Source organism: Pseudarthrobacter polychromogenes (assembly GCF_014644495.1).
GTDB classification, from domain to species: Bacteria; Actinomycetota; Actinomycetes; order Actinomycetales; family Micrococcaceae; genus Arthrobacter; species Arthrobacter polychromogenes.
This window is the reverse complement of record NZ_BMKU01000008.1, coordinates 113,629-139,563: the sequence shown is the minus strand read 5'-3', so window position 1 is coordinate 139,563 and position 25,935 is coordinate 113,629. Positions and strand designations below refer to the sequence as shown.

Sequence of the window (25,935 nt, the reverse complement as noted above, 5' to 3'; positions counted from 1 at the left end):
GGAAGGTCAACACGATATATCGCCTGGAGGGCCCGTGACCGATCAAGAATGGACTGTCACCAGTCCGGAGACCATCGACGTCGACGGCGTGACGTCACTGAAACTTGGCATGGTGCAGGGACGCTTCGACGTCGTCACGCACCAGGAACCCGTCACCCGGGTAGAGATCTCGGATGTGCACGGCGACCCGGTGGCTGTCTCCCTGAGCGGCGGAAGGCTGGAGGTCCGCCACCAACTGCACGGCCCCCAGGGCTGGTTCAAGAACCTCATGGGAACGGTCAACCACAACAGCGAAAACTCGGCCGTCATCAGCATTGCCGTCCCCGCCCACGTCAGCGTTGAGGCCGGCACCGTCAGCGGCGATGGGCTGGTGTCCGGCATAGCCGCGAACACCCGCCTCAGCACGGTCTCCGGTTCGGTCATGGCGGACGGCACAAGCGGGGAACTGCACGTCCAGACTGTCAGCGGAGAAGTCTCCATCCGCAACCACACCGGGGTCCTGACAGCCAAGAGCGTCTCCGGTGAAGTGACGGCATCCGGCCGCCTCACCAACATCCGGGCGAACACGGTCAGCGGGGACATGAGTTTCGACCTCCTGGGCTTCACCCACGATTTCGGAGCGAATTCGGTCTCGGGAGACCTCACCATCCGGCTGCCCCACGACGTAGGCGTGGACATCATCGCCAAGTCCGCCAGCGGCGCGGTGGTGATCGGGGACCAGCGGTACACGGTGGTGGGGGGCAAGGTGGAGACCATTGCGGGCCCTGACGGCCAGCTGATGCTGGTGCGGACCAACTCAGTGTCCGGAAAGACCTCCATCTTCCACAGGACCGTGGCAGGAAACGCAGAAGCAGGGACCTGATGGCTCCGGTCTTTGCCCACGGCGCGCTCCGGCTGTATCTTCTGGCGCTTCTTGAGTCCGGGCCAAAACACGGCTATGAGCTCATCAAGGCGCTCAAGGAGCGGTTCGGCGGAACATACTCCCCCAGCGCCGGCACCATCTACCCGCGGCTGGGCAAACTCGAGGAGGAAGGCCTGGTGGCCACCGAATCAGCCGGCCGCCGCACGAATTACCACATCACCGCCGCCGGGCTGGCCGAGCTAAACCGCCGCCGCGACGAGCTGGCAGGGGTGGAGAGCGACATTTCAGCCTCTGTCCGGCGGCTGGCTGACAACCTGCGCGAGGACATCCGCAGCAACATGAGGGGCCTGCGTGCGGATCTTGCCGCCACCGCCGAGGCAGCCCGTGCCAGCGCACTGTCCACGGACTTCAGGGTCCCCGGACGGCTTCCGGCCGAAAGCCAGCGGTCCCTCAAGGAAGCCGAAATGATGCTCCAGCAGTTCCGGGACGACCTTAGGGCGGAGCTGCGGCTGCAGGCCGGCAGGCAACCGCTAAGTCCCCTGGCACTGGAAACGCTGAGGACCGTGCTGGAGCAGGCCGGCATCTCCATCCGCAACTCGCTGAACTCCTAACCCCCAGGCGCCGCACCGCCGTCAATGCGCAGGTCATCCGGCTGTTCCTGGTTCGCGGGCCGCCCCGTGATGTGGGAGACTTGAGGGCAGCTCTTTTGAGTACCAACATTAAGGAGGCCAGCTATGAGCAAGCGTGCACGCAAGCGTCGTGACCGTAAGCGTGGCGGCGCGAACCACGGGAAGCGCCCCAACACCTAGGCACATGCCAGGAACTACGGTTCAAACGAAGGACCCCGGAAGCCACATGGCTTCCGGGGTCCTTTGTTATCAGCTGGGGCGGGGCGGTCCTAGGCGTCCACTGGCCGGATGGTGTGGATCCGGTCAAGAATGGCGTTCTTCAGGTTCTCCGGAGCAGCTTCGGTGCAGGAGCGTTTAACCATGTTGCGGATCACGCACTCAAGGTCGTACTGCTCCGTGCATTCCGGGCAGTCATCAAGGTGGTTTTTGATCTCCGTGATGTCCTCGCGGGTCAGGGCACCGTCGAGGTACTCGTAGATGCGTTGCATCCGGCTGTCGTCGCAGTCGCCCAATCCCTGGCAGTCGCTCATTTCCTGCTCTCCTGTTGTGTGCTTTCTGCCGCGTCCTGTGAAGTAGCGGCCGTCTTGAACCCGCGCTCCGCGGCGTACTCCCCCAGCATGTCCCGCAGCATCCTCCGGCCACGGTGGAGCCGGGACATCACCGTGCCGATGGGCGTGTTCATGATTTCTGAAATTTCCTTGTAGGCGAACCCCTCCACATCCGCGAAGTAGACCGCAAGGCGGAATTCCTCGGGGATGTCCTGGAGCGCCCTTTTGACGTCGGAATCCGGAAGGTGGTCCAACGCCTCTGCCTCGGCGGAACGGAGTCCGCTGGAGGTGTGTGACTCGGCCCGCGCCAACTGCCAGTCCTCGATGGTGTCCGAGTTGGACTGGAGCGGCTCACGCTGCCGCTTTCGGTACAGATTGATGTAGGTATTCGTCAGGATGCGGTACAGCCAGGCCTTGAGGTTGGTCCCGGGCCGGTACTGGTGGAAAGCAGAGAAGGCCTTGGTATAGGCCTCCTGGACAAGGTCCTCGGCGTCAGACGGATTCCTCGCCATGCGCATGGCAGCCGAGTACAGCTGATCGACGTACTGCATCGCATCGCGTTCGAACCTCAGGCGGCGCTGTTCCACCGACTCAGTGGAAACATCCACCAGGTCCCCGCCGGTTTCGGCAGGCGCCGGGACCACAGCCGAGTCCGCAGCCTCATGCCCTGCTGCTGCGCTGCTCTTCGCTTCACTGTCGGAAGCCTCATACATGGCCGCGACGGCCGGATCCAGGGTGCTCATTGCCTTCAAGTCTACTGGGAGGCTGCGCGCCCGCGGCGAGCCATAGCTCAGCGGTTCAGCCTCGAATGAGTCCATTGCCACCGGGCCTGCTGTTTCAATTCCGTCCAACACCCGCGCCAAGGGCACAACTCCGCTCTGCTTGTCCATCCCTGTATCTGCATCTGGAAATCTGCATCCGTCGATCTGTGCCTGCCGGCAGGTCCATGCTGTAGCCCATGGTTTCCCTGCGGCAGAGCATTCCCGGATGCGTCATGAATAACCTCATGCCTTCGGCAAATATTCCCCAAAAGTGCAAGACTAGGACGGACTCCGCCGCTTTCGATGCGGTTCGTCCATCCAGGAGGAAATCCATGTCCTTTTTCCGCACGCTCGCCCGCCCCATGCTGGCCTCCAGTTTCGTCATTGCCGGAGTGGATAAGCTCAAGAATGCCGATGACACCGCGCAGCAGCTTTCGCCGCTGCTTCGCAAGGCTGCCGCGTCCCTGCCCTTCAAGTCGGACGAGAAAACCCTGGCCCGCGTTATCGGCGGAACGCAGGTGGGAGCCGGCGTGCTTTTCGGACTGGGCAAATTCTCCAGGCTCTCGGCCACGCTGCTCACGGTGATCTCCCTGCTGAACACCTTTGTTGAGTGGCGCAGTGCGGACATCAGCACCAAGGAAGGGCGGGAAAACCGCCGTAACCAGCTTCTCAAGAACCTGTCCCTGAGCGGCGGCGCCCTGCTGGCATCCGTTGACACAGCCGGCAAGCCGGGCCTGGCCTGGCGGGCGGAACACCTGGCCGCGGATGCACGCAAGAACGCCTCGCACCTCGCGGCCGACGCCCGGAAGACCACCAACAAGAAGCTCCACAAGGCGGACAAGGTTGTGCGGCGCGCTGTGGAACAGGCCACGGGGGCTTAACAACGCATGACCGCAGCAGCCGCCGTCCGGGATGACTCCGGAACGCCCCTTCCCCATTGGCCCGCGCCCTTCGCCTCCCGGCCCGTCGATGCCACCGTCACCGTGCCCGGTTCGAAGTCCCTGACCAACAGGTACCTGGTTCTTGCCGCCTTGGCCGAGGGGCCGTCCCGCCTGCGGGCACCCCTGCATTCGAGGGACTCAGCGCTCATGATCGAGGCGCTCCGGCAGTTGGGCGCCACCATCACGGAGGTTCCCGGGGACGGTGCCTTCGGGCCCGACCTGGAAGTGGTTCCGCTGGACCCGGATGCTGTGTCTCCCCTCACAAGGATCGACTGCGGGCTCGCGGGTACGGTCATGCGGTTCGTTCCGCCGCTGGCCGCGCTGCGGAACGGCGAAAGCGTGTTCGACGGCGACCCCCATGCCCGCAAACGGCCGATGGGAACCATCATCGAGGCGCTCACTGCGCTGGGAGTGGCCGTTTCCGCAGAGGGGGGCGGGACGCCGTCGTCACTGCCGTTCGTTGTGGAGGGCACAGGTGAGGTCCGCGGCGGCCACCTGGTCATCGATGCCAGCGCGTCGTCCCAGTTCGTTTCGGCGCTGCTCCTGGTGGGCGCAAGGTTCACCGAGGGCCTGCACCTTGAACACGTGGGCAAGCCGGTGCCGAGCCTCGACCACATCAACATGACCGTGGCAGTCCTTCGCGGCGCCGGGGTTGCCGTTGATGACTCGGTGCCCAACCACTGGGTGGTCAGCCCCGGCCCCATCCGCGCCTTCGACCAGCGGATCGAGCAGGACCTGTCCAACGCCGGTCCCTTCCTCGCCGCCGCGCTGGCCTCCCGCGGAACGGTGCGGATCCCCGGCTGGCCGGACGAAACGCAGCAGGTCGGTGACCTCTGGCGCAGCATCCTCGCCACGATGGGCGCCGAGGTAACACTGGACGACGGCGTCCTCACGGTCACCGGGGGCCCCCGCATCAAGGGCGGAGACTTCGCCGACACCAGCGAACTCGCGCCCACCGTGGCCGCCCTGTGTGCGTTGGCCACCGGCCCCTCGAGACTCACCGGCATCGCGCACCTGCGGGGCCACGAGACGGACCGCCTCGCCGCCCTGGTCACCGAGATCAACCGCCTTGGCGGCGACGCTGAGGAAACCAGCGACGGCCTGGTGATCCGTCCCGCACAGCTGCATGCCGGCGTCGTCCACAGCTATGCCGACCACCGCATGGCCACCGCGGGAGCCATCCTCGGCCTCGCCGTGGAGGGCGTCCAGGTGGAGGACATCGGCACCACCGCCAAGACCATGCCGGATTTCCCCCGGCTGTGGGCAGACATGCTGGCGCAAAATGGCCCCGCCGCAGCGGCGTCGGAAGGTTCCAGCGGTGGCGCGTAGCACTGATTCCTGGGATGAATCGGACGTCCGGATCCGGCCCAGCAAGAAGGGCTCCCGGCCCCGCACCAAGGACAGGCCAAGCCATGATGACGCCGTCACGGGACGCATCATCACCGTTGACCGGGGCCGGTACACCGCAGTGGTGGGAGAAGACTCCGGCAAGGAGCGGGTAGTCATTGCCGCCCGGGCCAGGGAACTCCGCCGGAACCCGGTGGTCGCAGGAGATTTTGTCTCTCTGGTCGGCGACGTCTCCGGGGAGCCGGACACCCTGGCACGGCTGGTGAAGATCCAGGACCGCAAGACCCTGCTGCGGCGCAGCGCGGACGACACGGACCCTGTGGAACGGGCAGTGGTGGCCAATGCCGACCAGCTGGTGATCGTGGTGGCGGCAGCGAACCCCGAGCCGCGGACCGGCTTCATCGACCGAGCCCTGGTGGCCGCCTACGACGCCGGCATCGAACCGATCCTGCTGGTCACCAAGGCGGACGTCAAAGATCCGGCGGAACTGCTGTCCACCTACACCCACCTGGACTTTCCCGTGATCATCAGCCGGACGGCCGATTCCGCGGCCTCGGGCATTGACGCCCGTTCCGACGACGGCCTGTCCGCCCGGCTGGACAGCTCGGCCGTCGCCGAGATGCGGGGCTATCTGGACGGCAAGGTCACCGTGATGCTGGGACACTCAGGCGTTGGAAAGTCAACGATGGTCAATGCGCTGACCGGGGCGGAACGGGCCACCGGCGGAGTGAACGCCGTGACGGGCCGCGGCCGGCACACGTCGTCGTCGGCCCTTGCGCTGAAGCTGGCGGATGCGCCATCCGGAAGCTGGATCATCGACACCCCCGGCATCCGCTCGTTCGGCCTGGCGCACGTGGACCCGGACCGCATCCTCCGCTCGTTCCCGGACCTCTCCCCCGGCATCGACGACTGCGAGCGAGGGTGCAAGCACACCGCCACTGCGGTGAACTGCGGACTGGACGCATGGGTGGGCGCGGGGCACGCCGGCCCCACCGGAGCAGCAAGGCTTGGCTCCCTTCGGCGCCTCCTCGGCACGGACCCGCGGCTGGAAGCCCAGGAGGCAAAGGAACTGGGAAGCGTCACCTGACGGGCCCGCTTCCCGGCAGAACGGCGCGCAGACGGTAGTTTGGAACCATGATCCAACCCGCTTCGAGCTACAACGATGACCTGCGCCTGGCCCACGTCCTGGCCGATTCCGTGGATGACCAGACCATGAGCCGCTTCAAGGCCCAGGACCTCCACATTGAGACCAAGCCGGACCTGACGCCCGTCACCGATGCGGACAAGGCAGCCGAGGAGGCCATCCGCGGCCAGCTCTCCCGGTCCCGTCCACGCGATGCCGTACTCGGCGAGGAGTTCGGCAGCACAGGCCACGGGTCGCGGCGGTGGATTATCGACCCCATTGACGGCACCAAGAACTTCGTCCGGGGCGTTCCTGTCTGGGCCACCCTGATCGCGCTGGTGGATGAGGGCGAGCCGGTGGTGGGCGTGGTCAGCGCTCCCGCCCTGGGCAAGCGCTGGTGGGCCGCCAAGGGCATGGGAGCCTACATGGGGCGTTCCCTTGCCGCGGCCACCCGCCTCCGGGTGTCCAATGTGTCCAGCCTGTCCGATGCTTCCCTTTCCTATTCGAGCCTGGGCGGCTGGAAGGAACGCGGAAACCTTAATGAATTCCTGGGCCTTACCGAGGACGTGTGGCGGACCCGGGCGTTTGGTGACTTCTGGTCCTACTGCATGGTGGCCGAAGGCTCGGTGGACATCGCCTGCGAGCCCGAACTGAACCTCTACGACATGGCCGCACTGGTGCCCATCGTGGTGGAGGCGGGTGGCCGCTTCACCTCGCTGGAGGGCGAGGACGGTCCGTTCGGCGGGAACGCCCTGGCCACCAATTCCATCCTGCACTCCGAGGTGCTGCGCCGGCTTAACCCGAACCTGGACGACCTCCTCTAGTCCCGGCAGCACGAATAATCGACGGCGGGTGCCCCCGAAAGGAGGCGTCCGCCGTCGTGTTCTTCGGTTCAGGCGCGCCTTTTCAACCGTACGTAACAAAGCCCTTAACATTTCCGCGGGCTTTTAACCTTCGCTGCCCATGTCCTACGCTCTTAACCAGGTCACGAGTGCCAGCGCAAAACCCCGGTTTGCTGGCCGGCAACCCTCCATTCGCGGTGGGGTGCCCCGGGTGACGACCAGGCCGGTCCGGAACGGATGCGGCAAGCGCGGATTCCTGCATGGAGTCCTGTTGTGAAGTGAGGTCTCTGTGACAACTGCCACCGTCTCCCCCGAAGCCGCCTCCCCCCAAGCCGCTGTCCAGCATCAGGCAGCCGCCCTGCCGGGTTCACCGGAGCTCTTTAACCAGCGCCGCACCGCCGCCGGCCGTCCGCTCGCCGCGGTCAGCGGCGCCGAAATCCAGGCCCCGCTGATCCACGGCGGCCACGTCCGGTACGCCAACCTGGACTATGGCGCATCGGCCCCCGCCCTCTCGGTGGTGTCGGCCTACCTCAACGAGATCCTGCCCTTCTACGCCAGCGTCCACCGCGGTGCCGGCTACGCGTCCCAGATCAGCACCTCGGTCTATGAGAACGCCCGCGCCATCGTCCGCGACTTCGTGGGCGGCCGCCCGGACGATTCGGTGATCTTCACCCGGAACACCACTGACTCCCTCAACCTGCTGGCGGGGTGCCTGCCTGTCACCGACGGACGGCCCGACGGCGACGTCCTTTACCTGGACATTGAGCACCACGCCAACCTCCTGCCGTGGCAGGGTGTCCCCCACCGCAGCATCGTGGCAGCGGACACCATTGCGGAAACGATTGACACCGTCCGTGCGGAACTGCAGCAGGGCGGCGTCAGCCTGCTCGCCGTGACCGGAGCTTCCAACGTCACGGGCGAAATCCTTCCCATCCGTGCCCTTGCCGCGCTGGCGCACGAGCACGGGGCAAGGATCGCGGTGGACGCGGCCCAACTGGCCCCACACCGGCGGATCGACATCACCGCGGACGACGTCGACTACGTAGCCTTCTCGGGCCACAAGCTCTACGCACCTTTTGGTGCCGGCGTGCTGGTGGGCCGGCCGGACTGGCTCGACGCCGGAACACCGCACCTTGCCGGCGGCGGCGCCGTCAAGGAAGCCAGGCTCGACGGCGTCAGCTGGGCAACCGGCCCGGCCCGCCACGAGGGCGGATCACCGAACGTGCTGGGTGCGGCGACCCTGGCCCGCGCCACGCAGGTCATCGCGGAACTGGACCAGGACCGCTGGCATGCCCACGAATCAGCCATCCGCTCCTTCCTGGTGGAAGGCCTGCAGGAGATCGACGGCGTCACCGTCCACCAGATCTTCAAGGACACGAACCCGGACACCGACACCATCGGCGTCGTCAACTTCTCCGTGGAAGGCTACGACGCCGGCCTGGTGGCCGCCTACCTGTCGGCAGAACATGGAGTGGGCCTGCGCGACGGCCGCTTCTGCGCGCACCCGCTGCTGAAGCGGCTGGGCCTTCCTTCCGGTTCCCTTCGGGCCAGCTTCGGCGTCGGTTCAAGGCTGGAGGATGCCGAGCGTCTGCTGGCCGGCATCCGGGACCTGCGGACCAAGGGCCTTGGCTGGGACTATGTGGTGGACGCGGGCCGCTGGGTTCCGGCCCATGACAACCGCACGTACCCCCACTGGGCGCCCAACACACCGGGAACGGCCGGAGCCGCGCCCTGCATCGACGACTGACCCGGGGCTGGCCTGCCGGCTGGTGCCCTGCCGTTGCGGCTGATGCGGTAAATTCGGAGGACACCAAAGGAACCGGATGAAGGAGGCCGCGCGTGGCACGGGGTGGCCCACGGCTGGATCACGGCCGGCGCCGGGAGCTCGGCCAGAGCTTCCAGGATGGCGGCAGGCACTACCAGCAGGTGCGGCCCGGCTACCCTGCCGAATCAGCGCGCTGGCTGGTGCCTCAAGGGGCACGCAATGCGCTCGACGTAGGCGCCGGTACCGGGAAATTCACCGAACTGCTGCTGGACCTCGGTTTGTCCGTCACGGCCGTGGACCCGTCAGCGGACATGCTCGGGCAGTTGGCTGAGCACTGCCCCGCCGCCACGGCTGTCCTTGGCACCGCAGAGGCGACCGGCCTGCCTGACGCGGCTTTCGACGTCGTCACCGTAGCGCAGGCGTGGCACTGGTGCGATGCCCTGAGGGCCAGCACGGAACTGGCCCGCGTCCTCCGCCCCCACGGAACGCTGGGACTGGTCTGGAACCAGCTGGACACGTCCGTCCCCTGGGTTCACCGGCTCTCCAGGATCATGCATGCCGGGGATGTCTACAAACCCGGCCACCGCCCGCTCATAGGACCCGAGTTCGAGGCGTTGGAGGACCACCTCACGCGCTGGCAGGACTCCGTGACAACCGCAGACCTGATGGAGCTGACAAAATCCCGGAGCTACTACCTGCGCGCCGGCGAGGCCACCCGGGCGAAAGTGCTGGCCAACCTGGACTGGTACCTGCACGACCACTTGGGCCACGGGCCGGACGAGGAATTGAAACTGCCGTACCTGACGCTCGCATGGCGGGCGGTCCGGGCATGAGCGCCCTCCAGTCCACGTGCGGCCAAGGGCAGCCGGTAGGCTGGATCCTGTGAAGACCAGTGCTCCCTCCTCCTCCATAGAGGACTACGTCAAGGTCATCTATTCCTTCACTGAGTGGCAGGACAAACCCATCACCTCCTCCCAGCTGGCACAGCGCCTGGGGGTGGCCAATTCCTCCGTTTCGGAGATGGTCCGGAAGCTGAAGGACCAGGGCCTGGTGGACCACAAGCCGTACAGTGCCATCAGGCTCACGGCGTCCGGCCTGCAGCTTGCCCTTGCCATGGTGCGGCGCCACCGCCTCATAGAGACCTACCTCGTTCAGCAGCTTGGGTACAGCTGGGACGAGGTCCACGACGAAGCCGAGCTTCTGGAGCATGCCGTCTCGGACACGTTCATAGAACGCGTTGCGGCGAAACTGGGCAACCCGCAGCGGGATCCGCACGGCGATCCGATCCCCACGGCGGACGGCCAGGTCTTTATGCCCCGAGCTCACCTCATGGGAGAGCTGGACCAGGGCCACACGGGCCGCATCACCCGGATCAGCGATGACAACCCGGACCTGCTCCGCTACCTTGCGGCCGAAGAGATAGACCTCGACGCCGAAGTGGAGGTGGTGGGCCGCAGGCCGTTCGGAGGCGCCCTGGTGGTCCGTGTCCGGGACTCAGGCCGTACCCGCGACTACGACCTGGCCGATGAGATCACGTCGGCGCTGTGGGTCCACAGCGACCGCCCCCACCCAGGCTGCCTTCTCGCGGACGCCGGATTTCCCCCCAGCTCGCCCGGGGCATGAGCGGGCCGAAGACATCGTGGGCACCCAGGGCAGGCGCCTGGCTGGCCGTTGCCGCAGGGGGCCTGGCGGGGACAGAACTCCGGTACGTCCTGGGGCTGGCCTTTCCGGAGGTCTCCGGATCCTTTCCCTGGACCACCCTTAGCATCAACGTGGCGGGCAGCTTTGTCCTGGCCGCCCTGACCACCGTCTGGATGGCCCGCCCGCGCACGCCCTTCTGGTTGCGGGCAGGGCTGGGGCCAGGTCTCTTGGGTTCCTTCACCACGTTCTCCGCTGTGGTCTTCTCCCTGGACCAGCTGGTGCGGGAGGGGCAGCACGGAGTGTGGACTGCGTACCTCGGGCTGTCCGTGGGCCTGGGGCTGGCTGCGGCAGGCCTTGGGTGGCGGACCGGAAAACTTGTTGGCCGACCGTCCGGGAGCGGCCAATGATAGCCGCGGTCCTGGTGGGATTTTTCGGGGTGGCAGGCGCCCTCCTCCGCTTCGGCATTGACAGCTGGTTCGCCCATCACAGCTCCCGGCAGACTGTGCGTGCCGGCGGCCATGGGGCCGGGACCTCCGTGAGGCTGCACTGGCCCTGGGCCACACTGCTGGTGAACGTGGCGGGGTGCTTCATAATCGGCGCTGCGCACGGTCTAAGTGCGGGACTGGGGCTGGGCGCGGAGTGGCAGGCGGGGCTGGCGACAGGCTTAGCCGGCGGGCTCACCACCTTCAGCTCCTGGACCACGGCCACGGTGCGGCTGCTGAGCGAGGAACGCCTCGGGTCGGCTGCGGTGAACGTTGCCGCCAACCTGGTCCTGGGCCTGGCTGCGGCGGCGGCGGGGATCGCCCTGGTATCTACGGTTTAGGAAGCGCGGCCCCGGGGGCCCTGATTTGGTGGGCTCCCGTATCGTGGATGGTGATGATTAGCAGACGCGACGCGGCCATTGCCCTTGATGTACCCATGGAGATGGCACAGCGCCACGGCCTTCCAAAATGGCTGACCGAGGCCCAGCTGGGCGAGATCCTGGACAACCCTCCGCCCTGGCTGGTCCAGTCCCGTGCCAACCGCACGGGCAAGCGCCCGGTCTGGGTCCACCTCGAATGCGCGGTCTGCGGCTACGAGGAGGCGGCCCGCCCCAAGAAGTGGTGGCCGGACTTTACCTACGTGATCTGCGGCCACCACCGCCCGGACGAGGTGCCTGCGGTCCGCCCGGGGTTCGTCCGCAGCGAGTTCGACGGCGTGGGGACACGTTTTGTGGGCATCGCAGACGTGCCTGTCCCGGACTGATTTCCCGCACTTCCAGGCCATTACATTCGGGGCCGAAAGGGCGTAGCTTACGAGGAGGGACGCAGCCCGTCCCCTGCTATAAGGAGCACGCACCATGCCGGACAAAACACCCCACCAGAACCTGGCAAAGAAGCCGGTCAAGACCATCAAGGAAAAACGCGCCGAGAAGAAGTCCAAGCACCCTGAGGCTGACCAGGACGCGGTCGCGCATTTGAAGAAGCGCCGGTAGTCCTACTGCCCGTTTGCCTGCATTTCTTCGGGGACGGCAACGAGGTCCTCTTCCCTGCCGCGCCTCAGCACCCTGATCTGCAGTGGCTGTCCGATCGCATCGGCGAACAGCAGCTTCTGCAGGCTCTCGGCGTTGCTGACGGCGCGGCTTCCGGCGGTCAGGATGACGTCGCCGGCCTCCAGGCCTGCGACGTCTGCGGGTGACCCGGCCAGAACCTCCACCACCCTGAGCCCGTCCCGCTGGCCCGTCCTGATCATTGCGCTGGCGTTCAGCCGGATCGGCGTGCTGACCACGCCCAGGTATGCCCTCCTGACCCGCCCGTCTCCCAACAAGGCTGAGATGATGCGCCGTGTTGTTGTGTTGATGGGAACGGCGAGTCCCAGACCGGCGCCTGCCACTGCCGTGTTGATGCCGACGATCCGGCCATGCGCGTCCGCCAGCGCGCCGCCGGAACTGCCTGGGTTGAGTGCCGCATCGGTCTGGATGACATCCTCGATCACCCTCCGGTTGCCGCCTGCCCAGACCGGGATGGAACGGCCCAGGCCGCTGACCACTCCGGCCGTGACCGACCCCGCCAGCCCGAGCGGATTCCCGACTGCGATCACCAGCTGTCCCACACGCAAGGTCTCGGCGTCGCCGAACCGGGCAGGAGTGGCTTTCGGCGCTTTCCCGCGGACCACGGCAAGATCCGACAACGGATCAGCCCCCACGAGTTCGAGATCAGTCCGGCTGCCGTCCGCGAACGCAGCATGGCCTTTGTGCGTGCCGGCCACGACGTGGGAATTCGTGAGGAGATAACCGTCCTCGGTAAAGAGGACGGCCGAGCCTGCCCCCACCCGGAACCGTCCGTTCCGGTGGGCGCTGGTCATTTCGATGGCTGCAACGTACGGCGTCACCATCTCAGCCACGCGCATGACCGTTCGGGAGTACGAGTCCAAGGCATCGTCGTCGTACTCCCCCGGAGTGGCGCCGGGCATCCGGTCCATGGGTACCTCCTGGCGGCTCCGACCGCCTCCGGCGCTCGACCGGGGACTGCAACGCCGGATCCTATAGGGGACAACCCAAGGACGGCCGCCGCTAGTCCCGGAACCGCTACGCCATCGGTGAACAGCTTTTAAGCAACGAAAGACCCGGACGGGGTGTCCGGGCCTTTCGTTGTACCTTGCGGCATTGTCAAAATGTGGAGATGGGGGGAATTGAACCCCCGTCCGATGTCGTGTTGTCAGGGCTTCTCCGGGCGCAGTTTGCGTCGGATTTTCTCGGCCCCAGCCATGCTGCAAACAGCTGGCTGATCCGGGCCCAGTCATCTAAGAGTCCCGTTCACCCCGATGACGGAGGTGGACAGCAGTGGCTATCTAAATGACGCCAGGATCCGGGGCGATAGCAACCTCGGGCTGACGGACTGTCTTACTGCTTAGGCAGCAAGAGCGAAGTCAGTGCGCTTAGATTCGGCACTTATTGGTTTGCAGACAGCGTTTACGAGATAATTCTGCATCCTCGGCCCGCTTCACCTGTCGCGACTAACATCGTCGAAACCGATCATCCCCATATTCTTTTATCAAACCGGCAGGCTGGCCCACCGGACTATTCATCATAACGCACGTCCGCGTCAAAACATTCCTAGCGGCGCCGGTTGCGCTCCCGCATCTCACGCTGCGCCTCGCGGTTGTCCTGCTGCTCGCGCAGGGTCTGCCGCTTGTCGTACTCGCGCTTGCCGCGGGCCACACCGATTTCCACCTTGGCGCGGCCGTCCACAAAGTAGAGCTGCAGCGGGACGATGGTATAGCCCGATTCGCGCACCTTGTGGGAGATCTTGATGAGTTCCTCACGGTGCAGCAGGAGCTTGCGGCGCCGGCGGGCTGCATGGTTGGTCCAGCTTCCCTGGTTGTACTCAGGGATGTGGATGGCTTCCATCCACAGCTCGTCGTTATAGAAGGTGCAGAAGCCGTCCACCATGGAGGCGTGGCCCTCGCGCAGGGATTTAACTTCGGTGCCCATGAGCGCGATTCCAGCCTCGTAGGTATCCAGCACGTGGTAGTCGTGCCGGGCCTTGCGGTTGGTGGCCACCACTTTACGGCCACTTTCTTTAGGCAAGGGAAAGCTCCTCAGGTCAGTTCGGTTGTCCTCCGGGCCAACCGGCGCGGAGTCATACCAGTGTACGGCAGGGTGAAGACGGTGCTACAGCAGCCTCATTGGGTCCACCGGGCTGCCGTTCAGCCAGGTTTCGAAGTGGGCGTGGCAGCCTGTGGAGTTGCCCGTGTTGCCGGAGTAGGCGATCAGCTGTCCCTGCGAAACCCGCTGGCCGTTGGAGACCACGATGCTGGCGTTGTGGTAGTAGATGGTGTTCAGGGTATTGCCTTCGATGAGGCCGTGGGAGATCTTCACCCGCCAGCCGCCTCCGTCACCAGAGTTCCAGCCGGAGCTGAATACTTCCCCGGCTGCCGCCGCATAGACGGGTGTGCCACAGGCCGCGCCGAAGTCCAGCCCGGTGTGCATGTACCCACCTTGGCCATAGAAGTCGATGGTGCCCGGCGGGGTGGCCCGCCATCCGAATCCGGACGTGATGGGAACGCTGCCGTCAAAGGGATGCCGGAGGCCAAATGCCGACGGCGACCCGACTGGCGGCATGAACGACTGTGCCGGGGGCGCTGGCGGGGGCGGCTGGTTCCTGGCTGCGGCTTCGGCTGCGGCGGCTGCAGCCGCTGCTGCCGCAGCTGCTTCTGCCTTCCTGCGCTGCTCTGCTTCCCAGGCTTCCCGCAGTCTGCGGTCGCGTTCCTGGATCTCGGCTGCCACCGCATTCTGGCTCGCCTGGACGCCTGCCAGCTGAGACTGGATGCCGGGCTTGGCAGCCTGCAGCTCCGCGTCCAGGCGGGTGGTGTCGGCGATCAGTTTATCGACCTGTTCCTTCTTCGCTGCCGCTTCATCGCGGGCGGCTTTTTCCCGCTCAAGGGCTGCATCCGCTTTGGCTTTCAGGTCCTTAATCTCGGCCTCGACCGCCTGGAGGCGCGCTTCAGAGTTCACGTTGGTGGCGCTCTGCTGCGACAGTTTGTCCATGGCAGCGTTTTGGCTCCGCATGGCCTGGTCCGCCAGGTCCATGGTTTCGGTCAGGCTGCCGCCGTTGTTGGATCCAAAGAAAAGGGAAAGGTTGGAGGGTACGCCGCCGGATTTGTAGGCCTGTGTTGCAATCTGGCCGATCAGCTTCTTGGTGTCGGCGATCTTCTGCTTGTCAGACTCGAGTTGCTGCGTGATTTTGGCCTTGTTCTGCTGTGCCATGTCCACGCGGGCGGAGAGCGCCTCAACTTCCTTGACGGCACCGGCCACACGGCCCTGCGCTTCAAGGAGCGCCTGCTGTGCCCCGGGAAGTTGGCCCTGGTAGATCACCAGGTCGCCGGCTGCCTTGGCGATGCGCGAATCGACGAATTCCAAGGACTGCTGGACGCGTGAGGCCTCGGCCTCAAGGGCTTCCTGCCGGTCCTCAAGCTCGTCAGCGAAGGCCGCCGGCGTTGACGATGCCAGCCCTGCGGCGAGGACAACAGCCAGCACACCACTGAGCAGGCTGGTGCGGGGCGCCGCACTGCGCGCGCCGTTTCGCCGGGAGCGGGAAGCGTTTTTGTCCGGTGCATTCATGGGCATTCCTCGATTTATTTGCATACCTAGACGCGAAGGTATCTGCGTAAGGTCAAGAGAGACGAAATTCCAGCCAAGGATGCACCAAGGATTAGCAGTGCGGGAATCAGGATCAGCGTCTGGCCGGAGGATATGAAGGCAGTGTCGGGATACTGCTGGGACATGAATTCTCCGAGGAAGAAGTGTGCCACGGCCCAGAGCGTTGCCGAGGCCAGGGCGGCGCCGATCACCGCGGCGATGACGCCCTCGAGGATGAACGGCAGCTGGATCACTGTCTTGGACGCGCCCACCAGCCTCATGATCCCCGTTTCGCGGCGGCGGCTGAACGCCGAGAGCCTGATGGTGGTGGCGATCAGCAGGATTGCGCAGACAATCATGACGCCGGCGATGCTGACTGCCACCAGGGAGGCGCCGTTCATCACCGAGAACAGGCGTTCGAGCAGCTGGCGCTGGTCAATGACCGTCTCAACGCCGGGCTGGGAGGAAAAGGTCTCGCTGATGATCTGGTACTTTTCCGGATCCTTCATGTTGATCCGGAAGGACGCCGGCAGCTGGTCGGGGGTCACCGAGTCCACGATGGGTGAATTGGAGAACTGGTCCTTGAAGTGGTTGTAGGCCTCCTCCTTGGACTCGAACTGGAAGTCGTTAACGTATTGCGCCACGGCGGGAGACTCCAGCAGTGTATTGAGGCTGGCCTGCTGTTCGGCGGTGACCGGTCCGCTGGCGCAACCTGCCGCCGTCGAGCCTTCACTGCAAAGGAAGATGGCCACCTGGACTTTGTCGTACCAATAGCCCTTCATCTGGTTGATCTGCATCTGCAGCATGCCTGCTGCACCCACGAAGGTGAGCGAGACGAAGGTGACCAGGATGACCGAGACCACCATGGAGAGGTTGCGGCGGAGTCCGCTTCCAATCTCACCGAGGATAAACGCGAGCCTCATCGCTGCCCCTCGCCTTCGCCGGGAACTCCAGCTTCGGGGGCGTCCCGCCCGCTGGCGTCCTTGAGCCTGCGGGACTGGCCTACAACCGGAATCATCGAGGTGTAAAGCGCCCTTGCCTCGTCACGGATGACGACGCCGTTCTTGAGTTCCACCACGCGTTTACGCATTTCATTGACGATGTCGTCGTCGTGTGTTGCCATGACCACGGTGGTCCCGTTTTGGTTGATCTTGTCCAGGATGCCCATGATGCCCATTGAGGTGGTGGGGTCGAGGTTTCCGGTGGGCTCGTCGGCGAGCAGGATCCCTGGACGGTTGACGACGGCGCGGGCGATGGCCACGCGCTGCTGCTCACCACCGGAGAGCTCGTGCGGCATGCGGTGTTCCTTGCCTTCGAGGCCCACCGTCTTGAGGACCTCGGGGACGGTATCGCGGATGACGCTGCGGCTTTTGCCGATGACCTGCATGGCGAAGGCGACGTTTGCGAAGACGTTCTTCTGGGGCAGGAGCCGGAAATCCTGGAAGACGACTCCGATTCCCCGGCGGAGCCTCGGCACGCGCCAGCTGGAGATCTTGGCGACATTCTGCCCGGCGACGTAGACGGCACCGGATGTTGCCCGGTCCTCCTTGAGGACGAGCCGGAGGAAGGTGGATTTGCCGGAGCCGGATGCACCGACCAGGAAGGCGAATTCGCCGCGGTCAATCTCAAGGTTGACAGCGTCCAGCGCGGGCCGCGCTTTCTGGTCGTAGACCTTGGTGACATTTTCGAATCGGATCATGGCCCTAAGTACCCTGCAGGGCATGGCTGATTCTGATGCAGCCCAGTTCTGCAGCCGGTGCGCGGGTTTCGTGTGGGGGAAGTAGGGCCCCGGCCCCTCGACTATACGCAGGAGTTCCCGCGTATCACACCGGTTTCAGGGGGCGTGTCGCCGGATCCGTGTGCCTGGCCCCGCTGTGGGGCCTATTTTTCGCCGTGCCGGCAAATGGCCGTCCTGTGGCTACGTGAGCGGGAATGCGGCCCAAAAACCGATTGCTTTGCTTGCTTTTGCCGAGGTTCCACAAATTCCCCACAGAATAACCTGAGGTTCGTCTGGAGGGCACGGGACGCCCCTAAGCTCAGATTCGAAGGCGAGCGGTGCATTTTCAGCACCCGCCCAAGTTTTGTGAGGAATAAAGATGTATTTCGCTTTTCCGGGGCGCGGCGCCCTTGTCGTCCTCCTGGTCTCAGTCGTCATGCTGATCTCAGCTCCGGTGACGGCAGCTGGGGAAATAACGGCGGCAGCAGCACGCCCTGTGGCGGCGAAAGAGCCCGGACGGTACCTGGTTGAGTTCGCACCGGGTGTGGACGTCCCGCGGGAAGTGCTCGCACTGGAGTCCAAGGGAATCGGTGTCAGCCACAAGTTTGGGAAAGTACTTCGCGGTGCAGCAATCAAGGCAACGGAGCGGCAAGCGGAGGCGTTGGCCCGCTCAGAAAGGGTCGCTGCCGTGGAGATCGATGCACGGGTGAATATTTCCGAAACCCAGCAACCAGCTCCATGGGGATTGGACAGGTTGGACCAGCAAAACCTTCCCCTGTCCGGCTCCTATACTACTTTCTCCTCCAGCCAGTCAGGTGTCAGAGCCTACGTTGTGGACACGGGGATCCTTGCATCCCACTCAGATTTCGGCGGGCGTGTGACTTCCGGTTGGACAGCACTGAATGACGGACGTGGAACCACCGACTGCAACGGTCATGGCACGCATGTCGCTGCAACCGTCGGCGGGCAAATCCACGGGGTGGCCAAGTCTGCGGTGCTCGTTCCAGTCCGGGTATTGGACTGTAACGGTTCGGGCTACTACTCAGATGTCATAGCCGGGCTCGACTGGGTTGCCACCGACCACCGTGACTGGAGCCCTGCCGTAGTCAACCTCAGCCTGGGCGGCCCGACCAGCAAAATGCTCGACGTCGCTGTCCAGAACGTCATCAACGACGGCGTCGCCGCAGTGGTGGCTGCCGGAAACTCTGCCATAGATGCCTGCAACAGCTCTCCTGCGCGGCTTCCCGCTGCCCTCAGTGTCGCAGCCAGCGATTCTTCAGACCGGCAGGCTTCCTTCTCAAACTACGGAGTTTGTGTGGATTTGTACGCCCCGGGCGTCGGAATCAGTTCCGCTTGGCACACGTCGACAACCGCGACCGCGTCGGCGAGCGGGACTTCAATGGCGGCACCCCACGTAGCTGGGGCCGCGGTGCTCCTGCTGGCCCAGGACCCCCTCCTGACGCCTGCCCAGGTATCGGAGACTATAGTCTCCGCAGCTGTGACAGGGGTCATTGCAAGGTCAGGGGCTAACACGCCAAACCGACTGCTGCATCTGCGGCCGGCAAAGGCCTCGGCGCCGGTTACAGCGTCCCCCTTCACAGACGTGGCCCCCGATCACGCGTTCTACAAGGAGATAACGTGGCTCGATGGCAACGGGATCAGCAACGGCTGGACGGAACCCAACGGCACTAAGACCTACCGTCCAACCCTCGCCGTGTCCCGCGAGGCCATGGCCGCCTTCATGTACCGGCTTGCAGGAAGTCCCGCCTACGTTCCATCAGCAGCGTCGCCCTTCACAGACGTGGCCCCCGATCACGCGTTCTACAAGGAGATAACGTGGCTCGCTGGCAACGGGATCAGCAACGGCTGGACCGAACCCAACGGCACCAAGACCTACCGTCCAACCCTCGCCGTGTCCCGCGAGGCCATGGCCGCCTTCATGTACCGGCTTGCAGGAAGTCCCGCCTACGTTCCATCAGCAGCGTCGCCCTTCACAGACGTGGCCCCCGATCACGTGTTCTACAAGGAGATAACGTGGCTCGCTGGCAACGGGATCAGCAACGGCTGGACCGAACCCGACGGCACTAAGACCTACCGTCCAACCCTCGCAGTGTCCCGCGAGGCCATGGCTGCCTTCATGTACCGGCTTTCAGCCGCTAGCCTGATCGGCGACCAGCCACGGGCCTGAGCAATCTAGGACTTGTCGGCGTTGCGGTTATCCGTACGCCACCGGATGCCGGCGTCGATGAAGTCGTCAATTTCGCCGTCGAACACGGCGGAGGTGTTACCTACCTCGTGCTCCGTCCGAAGGTCCTTCACCATCTGGTAGGGGTTGAGGACGTAGGACCGCATCTGGTCACCCCAGGACGCCTTGACGTCGCCGGCCAGCGCCTTCTTTTCGGCGTCCTCCTGCTCCTTCTTAAGGAGCAGGAGCCTGGACTGCAGCACCCGCATGGCAGCGGCGCGGTTCTGCAGCTGCGATTTCTCGTTCTGCATGGAGACCACAGTGCCGGTGGGGATGTGGGTGAGGCGGACGGCAGAGTCGGTGGTGTTGACTGACTGGCCGCCGGGTCCCGAGGAGCGGAAGACATCGACGCGGATCTCGTTGTCCGGGATTTCGATGGAGTCGGTCTGCTCGATCAGCGGGATGACCTCCACCGCGGCAAAGGACGTCTGGCGCCTTCCCTGGTTGTCGAAGGGGCTGATCCTGACGAGCCGGTGGGTGCCCGCCTCGACGCTGAGGGTGCCGAAGGCGTAGGGCGCCTTTACCTCGAAAGTTGCGGACTTCAGGCCGGCTTCTTCGGCGTAGGACGTGTCCATGACCGTGGTGGGGTAGCCGTGGCGCTCCGCCCAGCGGAGGTACATGCGCATCAGCATCTCGGCGAAGTCGGCAGCGTCCACGCCACCTGCCCCTGCTCGAATGGAGACGACGGCTTCCCGCTCGTCATATTCTCCGGAGAGGAGGGTGACCACTTCGAGTTCCTTCAGGGCCTTTTTGATGGACTCTAGTTCTGCGGCCGCCTCCCCCATCGAGTCGGCGTCGTCCTCATCCTGTCCCAGCTCCACCAGGACTTCGAGGTCATCGATCCGTGAGGCGAGCTTATTGAGGCGCTCGAGTTCGGACTGCTTGTGCGAAAGCTTTGACGTGATTTTCTGCGCCGCTGAGGGGTCGTCCCACAGGTCCGGCTCGCCTGCCCGCTCGCTCAGTTCGGCGATGTCTTCCTTGAGCGCGTCTACATCAGAGACCCGCTCAATGGAGTCGTAGGTAGCGCGAAGGGCGCGGATTTCAGCGGAAAAATCAATATTGGCCATGGTTGTTTAAGCCTACGCTATCCGGCACAAGCTTCGGCATGCACGGGTTTCCCTGCCGTGCGCCAGCCCGGCCGGTGTAGGCCGCAGGTAGCCCTCACCCTGTCCGGTCAGCGCGTCAGGCGCGAGCGCGCCGTCGACGTCGCTTCGATCCTTATGCCGTCCGGCACCAGGAAGTTGACAACCGGAGGGTGGACAGCAGCTGTCAGCACGACGACGGCGGTGGAGCCGTCGGGGCTGCCAGTTGACCCAGCGACGGCGAGTCCGCTGAAGCGTTGGGCAGCCGGGCTCCTTGAGACGAAGTCCGCCGCGACGTTCCTGACCCGCGCCGGGTTCAGTGTTGCTGAAGGACTTCCGCCCTGTGTGTCCACGTCCCCGAGGGTGTAGCTGTCTGCTGCCGCCAGGGAGGCACCGTCAGCGAGGGAAAGCAGCCGTTTGTGTTCCAAGTACACAGAGGAAATGCCAATAACAACAGTGGTGACAAGCAGGGCCAAGGTCACGTACCCGAGGATCATCACCATCATCTGGCCGTCTTCGTTGTTTGTCCTGGCGGTCATCTGAATCTGCCCACCAGTTGCGTTGCGGAGGCCTCAACCTCGCTTGCGGCCAACCGGAAGTCATTGTTGAAGGGCACAAAAGGCAGGGGCACCGACAGGCTCACCGTGATGGTCACCGCGGTGCCCGGAGCTTGGCAGTCGGCGGGGTCGCATGTCGTTGAGATGCTTGCCTTATCAGGCTGGTGCCCGAAGTCGGCAAGGGCGATGGACACCGCCTGTTCGGCGGCAGCCTGCGCCGTCGGTTCGTCAGGCTGGGCGACGTATACCTTGGCTGCCTGGTCCGCTGCTCCCACCACGGCAAAAGAGCCGCCCTGTATTTGCCCCACGGTAATGACGAAGTACACCAGCGGCACCATAAGAAGGAGTCCAAGGAAGGTGAACTCGACAACGGCGCTCCCCCGCTCGTGCTCTTCCCTGCCTTCCCGTCCTAGAGCTGCTGAGAGCGGTCGCAGGCAGAGAACGTGGACCATCCTGCGTTTCAGGAGTCGTGCCCCCAGCCTATGGCTGCACTGCGGCATGCCCCTTCACCTCCAGCATGCCACGGGGGCCGATGAGCCCGATGACGGGCAGCGGCGCCCGCACTGTCACTTCCAGGGTGCGGAGGCCTTGAACAGTTACTTCGCTGGTGCTCACCTGTTCGGCAAATCCGGCACTCAAAGCCGAGCCGATCAGGCTGCGGGTCCGTTCCTCGGCGTCGGCTGCTTCCCGGTCCGCGAGGGTGCCGTACCTGGCGCCTGAGGCCGCGGCATCGATCAACGTGTTGCGAACGTGCAGGATCAAGGTCAGCTGGATGATGGCCAGGAAGAACATCGTGAGGAGTCCACCCACCAGGACAAAATCCACCACTGCCGAGCCCTGCTCCCGCGTCGCGGCCAGGCCGCGGACTCCGCGGGCCGGACATGACGGGTGGGAGGACGTCGGCACCGCTTAGCTTCCCACCGTATCCATCGCCTGGTTGAACATTGCCTCCAGCGCAGGTCCGGCAAGGGCCAGCAGCGCCGCCACCAGCACGGCCGACATCAGGGTGATCATGACCCAGCCAGGCACGTCGCCCCTTTCCTTGTGGTCGCAGCCTTCACTATGGTCGCCGCGACGGGCTGCCGCGCAAAGGGCCGTGCCCAGGGCGGCGTTCACGACAAAGAGCAGGGATGCCCAGCGATTTCCCATCATTTTCATTTCCCGTCCTATTCCTGATTCGGTTCTTCGGTGGTTCTGCATTCTTGCGGCCCCCAGTGGTGTCTTCACTTCACAAGCCCAGATTGATGGCCGCGAGGCCCGGGAAGACGGCGAACACCACGGTCAGCGGGAGCACGCCAAAAACAAGCGGCACCATCATGGCGATTTCTTTCTTGCCGGCAGCTTCCATCAGGTCGCGTTTCGCTGTATCCCGCACGTCTTGGGCCTGGGCACGCAGAACATCTGCCAACGGGGTGCCTCTTTGGACGGCAACGATGATGCCGTCCACGAACCTCACCAGCGGTGCCAGGTCCGTACGTGCAGAGAATTCCTGCAGTGCCTGCACCAGAGGCTTTCCCGCCCGGGTCTCGGCAAGAATGTCTGCGAACTCCTTGGTGAGCTCACCCTTGGCACTGCGGCAAACCCTGTCCAGGGCACCGGTGGCACTTTCCCCTGCGCTGACCGCGAGTGCCATCAGTTCAGCGAGGCTCGGGAATTCCGCCATCATCCTCGATTCACGCCGCTTCACCTGCACACCGAGCCAGTAGTCCCGCAGCATGAAGCCGCCCACGGCGCTGCCCAGGATGGCGACAGCGGCGAGCAGTGGGTTGAACCTGTCAGCGGCGGCTCCCATCGCGGTAATGCCAAGGGCGGCCACAAAGCCGGCAGCCGCCCACAAAAGCTGCTCCGCCCGGAAGTCAATGGAAGTCTTGTTGATTCCCGCCTGCGCCAGTCGTCGCGCAGTAGCCCCCGGCGACGGGTTCAGCCTCCCCAAAGCCGCCATGCCGTCACGGAACACCGGGCGCAGAATCCTTCCGAGCGGGCCGAAAGGCGTGGGGTTCGCTTCCCCCGGGTGCAGGAGCCGTGATTCCAGGTTCTGGGACTTCAACTGCGGCTCAATACGTTCTGTCAGGGTGGTCGCGCGCATCAGCGGTGACCTGAAGATGACGAGCCACAGACCGATTCCCAGGAGGAATCCGCAGACGACGGCGGCAGGAGCTACGTCGATCACCTGAGCACCCGCTCATCCTGGGGCAGGGCCCCAATCCTCAGCATGATGGAGTAGCAGAGCAGCGAAACTACCAGGCCACCGAGCAGGACTGCTGCACCCACGGCGGTGTTATATGCCTGCACCGCCTCCGGCCTTGTCGCCAGCAGGATCATGACGATCCATGGGGCAGCAACCGCAAGGCGTGCCGCGTTGACGGTCCAGGACTGCCTCGCCTCGAGCTCGCTCCGGGTGCGGGCGCTCTCGCGGAGGAACTCAGCCAACGTTCCGAGCAACTTTCCGAGGTCTGAACCGCCAACTTCGCGGGTCAGGCGGAGGGCTTCGACGATGCGGTCGGCAACCGGGTCCGCGAGCCGGTGTTTGAGCTTGTTGAGGGACGCATCGAACTGGCCCCCGGCGCGGTAGTCGGCACCGAACTCCCGGAATACGTGCCGGAGCTCTTCAGGACCCTTTTCCCCGAGCTGGATGAGGGCTTCCGGTAGCGGCAGGCCGGCCCGGATCGCAGAGCGGAGGTGGTCAACGACGTCGGGCCACAGTTGGCGCAACAATGCGCTTCTCTTTCTTGCCCTCCAGCGCAGGATGCTGATGGGAAGCCACGCTGCGAACAGCGCGAAACAGCAGGCGATAGGCCAGGATCGGCTGACGGCGTAAAACACCAATGCCACGAAAAGACCGAGCCCCGCGCACGTGCCGATGAGGCTGCCTGGGGATACCTTGTCGACGCCGGCGGAGGCGAGAAGGTCACCCAGGCGGCTGACCTTCCGTTCCTTGGGCCCTTGTACAGGTGTCTCCCAAAAGGACCACCAGATGAGGAAGAGGCCCGTCCCCGTGGTAATTCCCAGCAAAGCCGCCGTCATCGCTGATCCAGCAGCGCCGCGACGTCGTACCCTGCCCGGCTGAACTTTTCTGCGGCCGGCATCGAGTTGGCCCGGGGCTGCAGGGCGCCGTCCACCACCGCAAAGACCGGGGACGACTCGATGATGCCGTTCTCCACACGTCGGCCCAGTGAGAGGATTTCAGTTACCTCCCTGCGGCCGTTGGCCTGCCGGCTGCAGTGGACTACGAGATCTATGCATGATGCGACGGTGGGAACGACAAAGGCTGACGAGATGTTCTCGCCCGCGAGCAGGGGCAGCGTGCAGATCTTGGTGACTGCGTCATGCGCTGAATTTGCGTGGACGGTGCACATGCCTGGCAGGCCACTATTCAAAGCAATGAGCATATCCAGGCTCTCCGCTTCACGGACCTCCCCCACGACCAGACGGTCCGGACGCATCCGGAGCGCTTCCTTGACGAGGCGGCGCAGCGGTATTTCGCCTTCGCCTTCAAGGTTTGGCTGGCGGCACTGAAGGCCGACGACGTCGCGCAGGGGAAACTGAAGCTCGAAAATCTCCTCCACGGTGATGACACGCTCCCGGCTGCCGATGCTGGCCGCCAGGCAGTTGAGCATAGTGGTCTTGCCGGCCTGGGTAGCGCCCGAGACCAGGATGTTGAGCCCGCTGGATACGGCTGCGCCAAGGAAGCGGGCTGACTGGGGCGTCAGCGTGCCCAGGTCGACGAGATGCTCGAGGCGGCTGGCCTTCACCACGAACTTCCGGATATTGACGGCCCAATGCCTGCGCGTCACGTCCGGGATGACCACGTGGAGCCTGGACCCGTCGGGAAGGGCAGCGTCCACGAACGGAGAGGACATGTCCAGCCGTCGGCCGGAGCTTTTCAGCATCCGCTCAACCAGATCGCGGACCTGCTGCTCACTGAGGCTCAGCGAAGTCAGCTCGGACTCACCGTTCCGGGCCACAAAAATTTCGTTGGGAGCGTTCAGCCAAATCTCTTCAACGGCTGGATCGTCCAGGAGGGGCTGCAGGACGCCGAACCCGGCGACGGCGTCGAAGAGGAATTTGCGGGCCGCATCCAAAGGCCCGAGCGGAGGAAGCGGACCCATCAGCGCCCGCTCGTCATAATCCGTTACCGCCGCCTCCACCAGTCGGCGGACCTCACCGGCCTGATGGAGCGGATCAAGCCCTCGGCGACGGATAAGCTCGCGGACTTCATCCTCGACTATTCCCAGCGCGTCCATGTGTTCCCCAATACAACTGCCGCCCCCCGGCGGAGGCAGTGCAACTGGGATAAAGACTAGGTACCAGACAGTAGCCTGCCAAGTCACAAGGATCGTCTGTGGATAAACGCAGGATTGCCACAGGATCATCACATGCACCAGGAGCACCTCTGTTTTCACCAGCAACACGGTGCTATGGTGAGCGCGTTAAGTGTCAAATCCCTGTTCGGCTGATTCCTGGGGGAACCATCCGAAGCAGCAACCCAGATGAGGACTCGCAGGAGCTCCTCATTGTTTCCGGAGCCAAAATGAAGCGGAACCTGTCTCAGTCCCGTCGCCCCGTCATGAAGTCCCTCGGGATAGCCCTTCTGACTGCCTCCCTTGTGGCCGGCCCAGGTTTGGCGGGTATCGCGTCCGCCGCTGAGCCCGCTCCAACGCCGACAACGTCGTCACCGACGCGTGAATCCTCGCCTGCTGTCGCACCCTCTCCGACGGTTCCCTCGGCACCGCCGTCCCCCGAAGAAACAGCCCCC

30 protein-coding genes, 1 other RNA gene and 1 riboswitch are annotated in these 25,935 nt (G+C 64.6%); of the genes, 15 read left to right on the top strand and 16 right to left on the bottom strand.

The window, feature by feature from the left end:
* Positions 1 to 34 precede the first annotated feature (34 nt).
* The 3 genes from IEX43_RS13745 (at position 35) to IEX43_RS20565 (ending at position 1,671) form a co-directional block, all read left to right on the top strand.
* Positions 35 to 862 (top strand): DUF4097 family beta strand repeat-containing protein, encoded by an 828-nt coding sequence (locus tag IEX43_RS13745; protein WP_188811822.1) that lies wholly within the window; start codon positions 35 to 37, stop codon positions 860 to 862.
* Positions 862 to 1,473: a PadR family transcriptional regulator gene (locus IEX43_RS13740; RefSeq protein ID WP_104184947.1), complete on the top strand. Its 612-nt coding sequence runs from the start codon at positions 862 to 864 to the stop codon at positions 1,471 to 1,473. The genes IEX43_RS13745 and IEX43_RS13740 overlap by 1 nt, the downstream gene beginning before the upstream one ends.
* Positions 1,474 to 1,596: 123 nt before the next feature.
* The gene (locus IEX43_RS20565) at positions 1,597 to 1,671 is read left to right on the top strand and encodes a 50S ribosomal protein bL37 (RefSeq protein ID WP_369299106.1); all 75 of its coding nucleotides are present in this window, start codon (positions 1,597 to 1,599) and stop codon (positions 1,669 to 1,671) included.
* Positions 1,672 to 1,760: 89 nt separating this feature from the next.
* Here IEX43_RS20565 and rsrA read toward each other — a convergent pair whose 3' ends face one another.
* Positions 1,761 to 2,021: a mycothiol system anti-sigma-R factor gene (rsrA, locus tag IEX43_RS13735; protein ID WP_104184948.1), complete on the bottom strand. Its 261-nt coding sequence runs from the start codon at positions 2,019 to 2,021 to the stop codon at positions 1,761 to 1,763.
* A complete protein-coding gene (locus IEX43_RS13730) occupies positions 2,018 to 2,782 on the bottom strand; it encodes a sigma-70 family RNA polymerase sigma factor (RefSeq protein WP_188811821.1) in 765 nt (254 codons plus the stop codon). The genes rsrA and IEX43_RS13730 overlap by 4 nt, the downstream gene beginning before the upstream one ends.
* 350 nt (positions 2,783 to 3,132) lie before the next feature.
* Here IEX43_RS13730 and IEX43_RS13725 point away from each other — a divergent pair, with 350 nt between their 5' ends.
* The 11 genes from IEX43_RS13725 (at position 3,133) to IEX43_RS20460 (ending at position 11,933) form a co-directional block, all read left to right on the top strand.
* Positions 3,133 to 3,681 carry a DoxX family protein gene (locus tag IEX43_RS13725; protein WP_104184949.1) on the top strand — a complete coding sequence of 183 codons (549 nt, stop codon included), beginning with the start codon at positions 3,133 to 3,135 and terminating at the stop codon, positions 3,679 to 3,681.
* A 6-nt stretch (positions 3,682 to 3,687) separates the two neighbouring features.
* On the top strand, positions 3,688 to 5,070 hold the full coding sequence (aroA, locus tag IEX43_RS13720) for a 3-phosphoshikimate 1-carboxyvinyltransferase (RefSeq protein ID WP_188811820.1): 1,383 nt from the start codon (positions 3,688 to 3,690) through the stop codon (positions 5,068 to 5,070).
* The gene (rsgA, locus tag IEX43_RS13715) at positions 5,060 to 6,175 is read left to right on the top strand and encodes a ribosome small subunit-dependent GTPase A (RefSeq protein ID WP_188811819.1); all 1,116 of its coding nucleotides are present in this window, start codon (positions 5,060 to 5,062) and stop codon (positions 6,173 to 6,175) included. Before aroA ends, rsgA begins: the two co-directional genes overlap by 11 nt.
* A gap of 47 nt (positions 6,176 to 6,222) precedes the next feature.
* Positions 6,223 to 7,035 carry a histidinol-phosphatase gene (gene hisN / locus IEX43_RS13710; RefSeq protein ID WP_066277197.1) on the top strand — a complete coding sequence of 271 codons (813 nt, stop codon included), beginning with the start codon at positions 6,223 to 6,225 and terminating at the stop codon, positions 7,033 to 7,035.
* Positions 7,036 to 7,194: 159 nt separating this feature from the next.
* Positions 7,195 to 7,308, top strand: a riboswitch (SAM riboswitch).
* Between the two features lie 34 nt (positions 7,309 to 7,342).
* The gene (locus IEX43_RS13705; protein WP_188811818.1) at positions 7,343 to 8,800 is read left to right on the top strand and encodes an aminotransferase class V-fold PLP-dependent enzyme; all 1,458 of its coding nucleotides are present in this window, start codon (positions 7,343 to 7,345) and stop codon (positions 8,798 to 8,800) included.
* A gap of 92 nt (positions 8,801 to 8,892) precedes the next feature.
* A complete protein-coding gene (locus tag IEX43_RS13700; RefSeq protein ID WP_188811817.1) occupies positions 8,893 to 9,651 on the top strand; it encodes a class I SAM-dependent methyltransferase in 759 nt (252 codons plus the stop codon).
* 49 nt (positions 9,652 to 9,700) lie between these two features.
* Positions 9,701 to 10,441 (top strand): metal-dependent transcriptional regulator, encoded by a 741-nt coding sequence (locus IEX43_RS13695; RefSeq protein ID WP_188811815.1) that lies wholly within the window; start codon positions 9,701 to 9,703, stop codon positions 10,439 to 10,441.
* Positions 10,438 to 10,866, top strand: coding sequence for a fluoride efflux transporter FluC (locus IEX43_RS13690; protein WP_188811813.1), 429 nt, complete (start codon positions 10,438 to 10,440; stop codon positions 10,864 to 10,866). Before IEX43_RS13695 ends, IEX43_RS13690 begins: the two co-directional genes overlap by 4 nt.
* A complete protein-coding gene (locus tag IEX43_RS13685; protein WP_188811811.1) occupies positions 10,863 to 11,282 on the top strand; it encodes a fluoride efflux transporter FluC in 420 nt (139 codons plus the stop codon). Before IEX43_RS13690 ends, IEX43_RS13685 begins: the two co-directional genes overlap by 4 nt.
* Positions 11,283 to 11,335: 53 nt before the next feature.
* Positions 11,336 to 11,704 carry a hypothetical protein gene (locus tag IEX43_RS13680; RefSeq protein ID WP_104184956.1) on the top strand — a complete coding sequence of 123 codons (369 nt, stop codon included), beginning with the start codon at positions 11,336 to 11,338 and terminating at the stop codon, positions 11,702 to 11,704.
* A gap of 94 nt (positions 11,705 to 11,798) precedes the next feature.
* On the top strand, positions 11,799 to 11,933 hold the full coding sequence (locus IEX43_RS20460) for a hypothetical protein (RefSeq protein WP_268238372.1): 135 nt from the start codon (positions 11,799 to 11,801) through the stop codon (positions 11,931 to 11,933).
* Positions 11,934 to 11,935: 2 nt separating this feature from the next.
* On the opposite strand, the gene IEX43_RS13675 is transcribed toward IEX43_RS20460, so the two are convergent.
* From IEX43_RS13675 to ftsE, 6 genes are all read right to left on the bottom strand, one after another.
* Entirely contained in the window at positions 11,936 to 12,919 is a 984-nt protein-coding gene (locus tag IEX43_RS13675; RefSeq protein WP_188811809.1) for a S1C family serine protease, read from the bottom strand.
* A gap of 192 nt (positions 12,920 to 13,111) precedes the next feature.
* Positions 13,112 to 13,480: a transfer-messenger RNA gene (ssrA, locus tag IEX43_RS13670) on the bottom strand.
* A 73-nt stretch (positions 13,481 to 13,553) separates the two neighbouring features.
* A complete protein-coding gene (smpB, locus tag IEX43_RS13665; RefSeq protein ID WP_050054575.1) occupies positions 13,554 to 14,027 on the bottom strand; it encodes an SsrA-binding protein SmpB in 474 nt (157 codons plus the stop codon).
* A gap of 84 nt (positions 14,028 to 14,111) precedes the next feature.
* Complete coding sequence (locus IEX43_RS13660) at positions 14,112 to 15,560, bottom strand: peptidoglycan DD-metalloendopeptidase family protein (RefSeq protein ID WP_188811806.1); 1,449 nt, start codon at positions 15,558 to 15,560, stop codon at positions 14,112 to 14,114.
* Between the two features lie 26 nt (positions 15,561 to 15,586).
* Complete coding sequence (gene ftsX, locus IEX43_RS13655; RefSeq protein ID WP_104184959.1) at positions 15,587 to 16,501, bottom strand: permease-like cell division protein FtsX; 915 nt, start codon at positions 16,499 to 16,501, stop codon at positions 15,587 to 15,589.
* Entirely contained in the window at positions 16,498 to 17,277 is a 780-nt protein-coding gene (gene ftsE / locus IEX43_RS13650; RefSeq protein ID WP_188811804.1) for a cell division ATP-binding protein FtsE, read from the bottom strand. Before ftsE ends, ftsX begins: the two co-directional genes overlap by 4 nt.
* Before the next feature lie 397 nt (positions 17,278 to 17,674).
* On the opposite strand from ftsE, the gene IEX43_RS13645 reads away from it, so the two are divergent.
* Positions 17,675 to 19,483: a S8 family serine peptidase gene (locus IEX43_RS13645; protein WP_188811802.1), complete on the top strand. Its 1,809-nt coding sequence runs from the start codon at positions 17,675 to 17,677 to the stop codon at positions 19,481 to 19,483.
* A 5-nt stretch (positions 19,484 to 19,488) separates the two neighbouring features.
* On the opposite strand, the gene prfB is transcribed toward IEX43_RS13645, so the two are convergent.
* The 8 genes from prfB to IEX43_RS13605 all read right to left on the bottom strand — a co-directional run bounded on the left by prfB (position 19,489) and on the right by IEX43_RS13605 (position 25,423).
* On the bottom strand, positions 19,489 to 20,607 hold the full coding sequence (gene prfB, locus IEX43_RS13640) for a peptide chain release factor 2 (protein WP_188811800.1): 1,119 nt from the start codon (positions 20,605 to 20,607) through the stop codon (positions 19,489 to 19,491).
* A 107-nt stretch (positions 20,608 to 20,714) separates the two neighbouring features.
* A complete protein-coding gene (locus IEX43_RS13635; RefSeq protein ID WP_229666461.1) occupies positions 20,715 to 21,161 on the bottom strand; it encodes a pilus assembly protein TadG-related protein in 447 nt (148 codons plus the stop codon).
* Positions 21,158 to 21,517, bottom strand: a complete 360-nt coding sequence (locus tag IEX43_RS13630) for a hypothetical protein (protein ID WP_308422239.1) — start codon at positions 21,515 to 21,517, stop codon at positions 21,158 to 21,160. The genes IEX43_RS13635 and IEX43_RS13630 overlap by 4 nt, the downstream gene beginning before the upstream one ends.
* Positions 21,518 to 21,659: 142 nt before the next feature.
* Entirely contained in the window at positions 21,660 to 22,037 is a 378-nt protein-coding gene (locus tag IEX43_RS13625) for a TadE/TadG family type IV pilus assembly protein (RefSeq protein ID WP_188811933.1), read from the bottom strand.
* Positions 22,038 to 22,088: 51 nt separating this feature from the next.
* Positions 22,089 to 22,337, bottom strand: coding sequence for a hypothetical protein (locus IEX43_RS13620; RefSeq protein WP_188811796.1), 249 nt, complete (start codon positions 22,335 to 22,337; stop codon positions 22,089 to 22,091).
* Between the two features lie 70 nt (positions 22,338 to 22,407).
* Positions 22,408 to 23,349: a type II secretion system F family protein gene (locus IEX43_RS13615; RefSeq protein ID WP_188811794.1), complete on the bottom strand. Its 942-nt coding sequence runs from the start codon at positions 23,347 to 23,349 to the stop codon at positions 22,408 to 22,410.
* Positions 23,346 to 24,203 (bottom strand): type II secretion system F family protein, encoded by an 858-nt coding sequence (locus IEX43_RS13610; RefSeq protein WP_188811793.1) that lies wholly within the window; start codon positions 24,201 to 24,203, stop codon positions 23,346 to 23,348. The genes IEX43_RS13615 and IEX43_RS13610 overlap by 4 nt, the downstream gene beginning before the upstream one ends.
* Positions 24,200 to 25,423, bottom strand: coding sequence for a CpaF family protein (locus IEX43_RS13605; protein WP_188811792.1), 1,224 nt, complete (start codon positions 25,421 to 25,423; stop codon positions 24,200 to 24,202). The genes IEX43_RS13610 and IEX43_RS13605 overlap by 4 nt, the downstream gene beginning before the upstream one ends.
* Between the last annotated feature and the right edge of the window lie 512 nt (positions 25,424 to 25,935).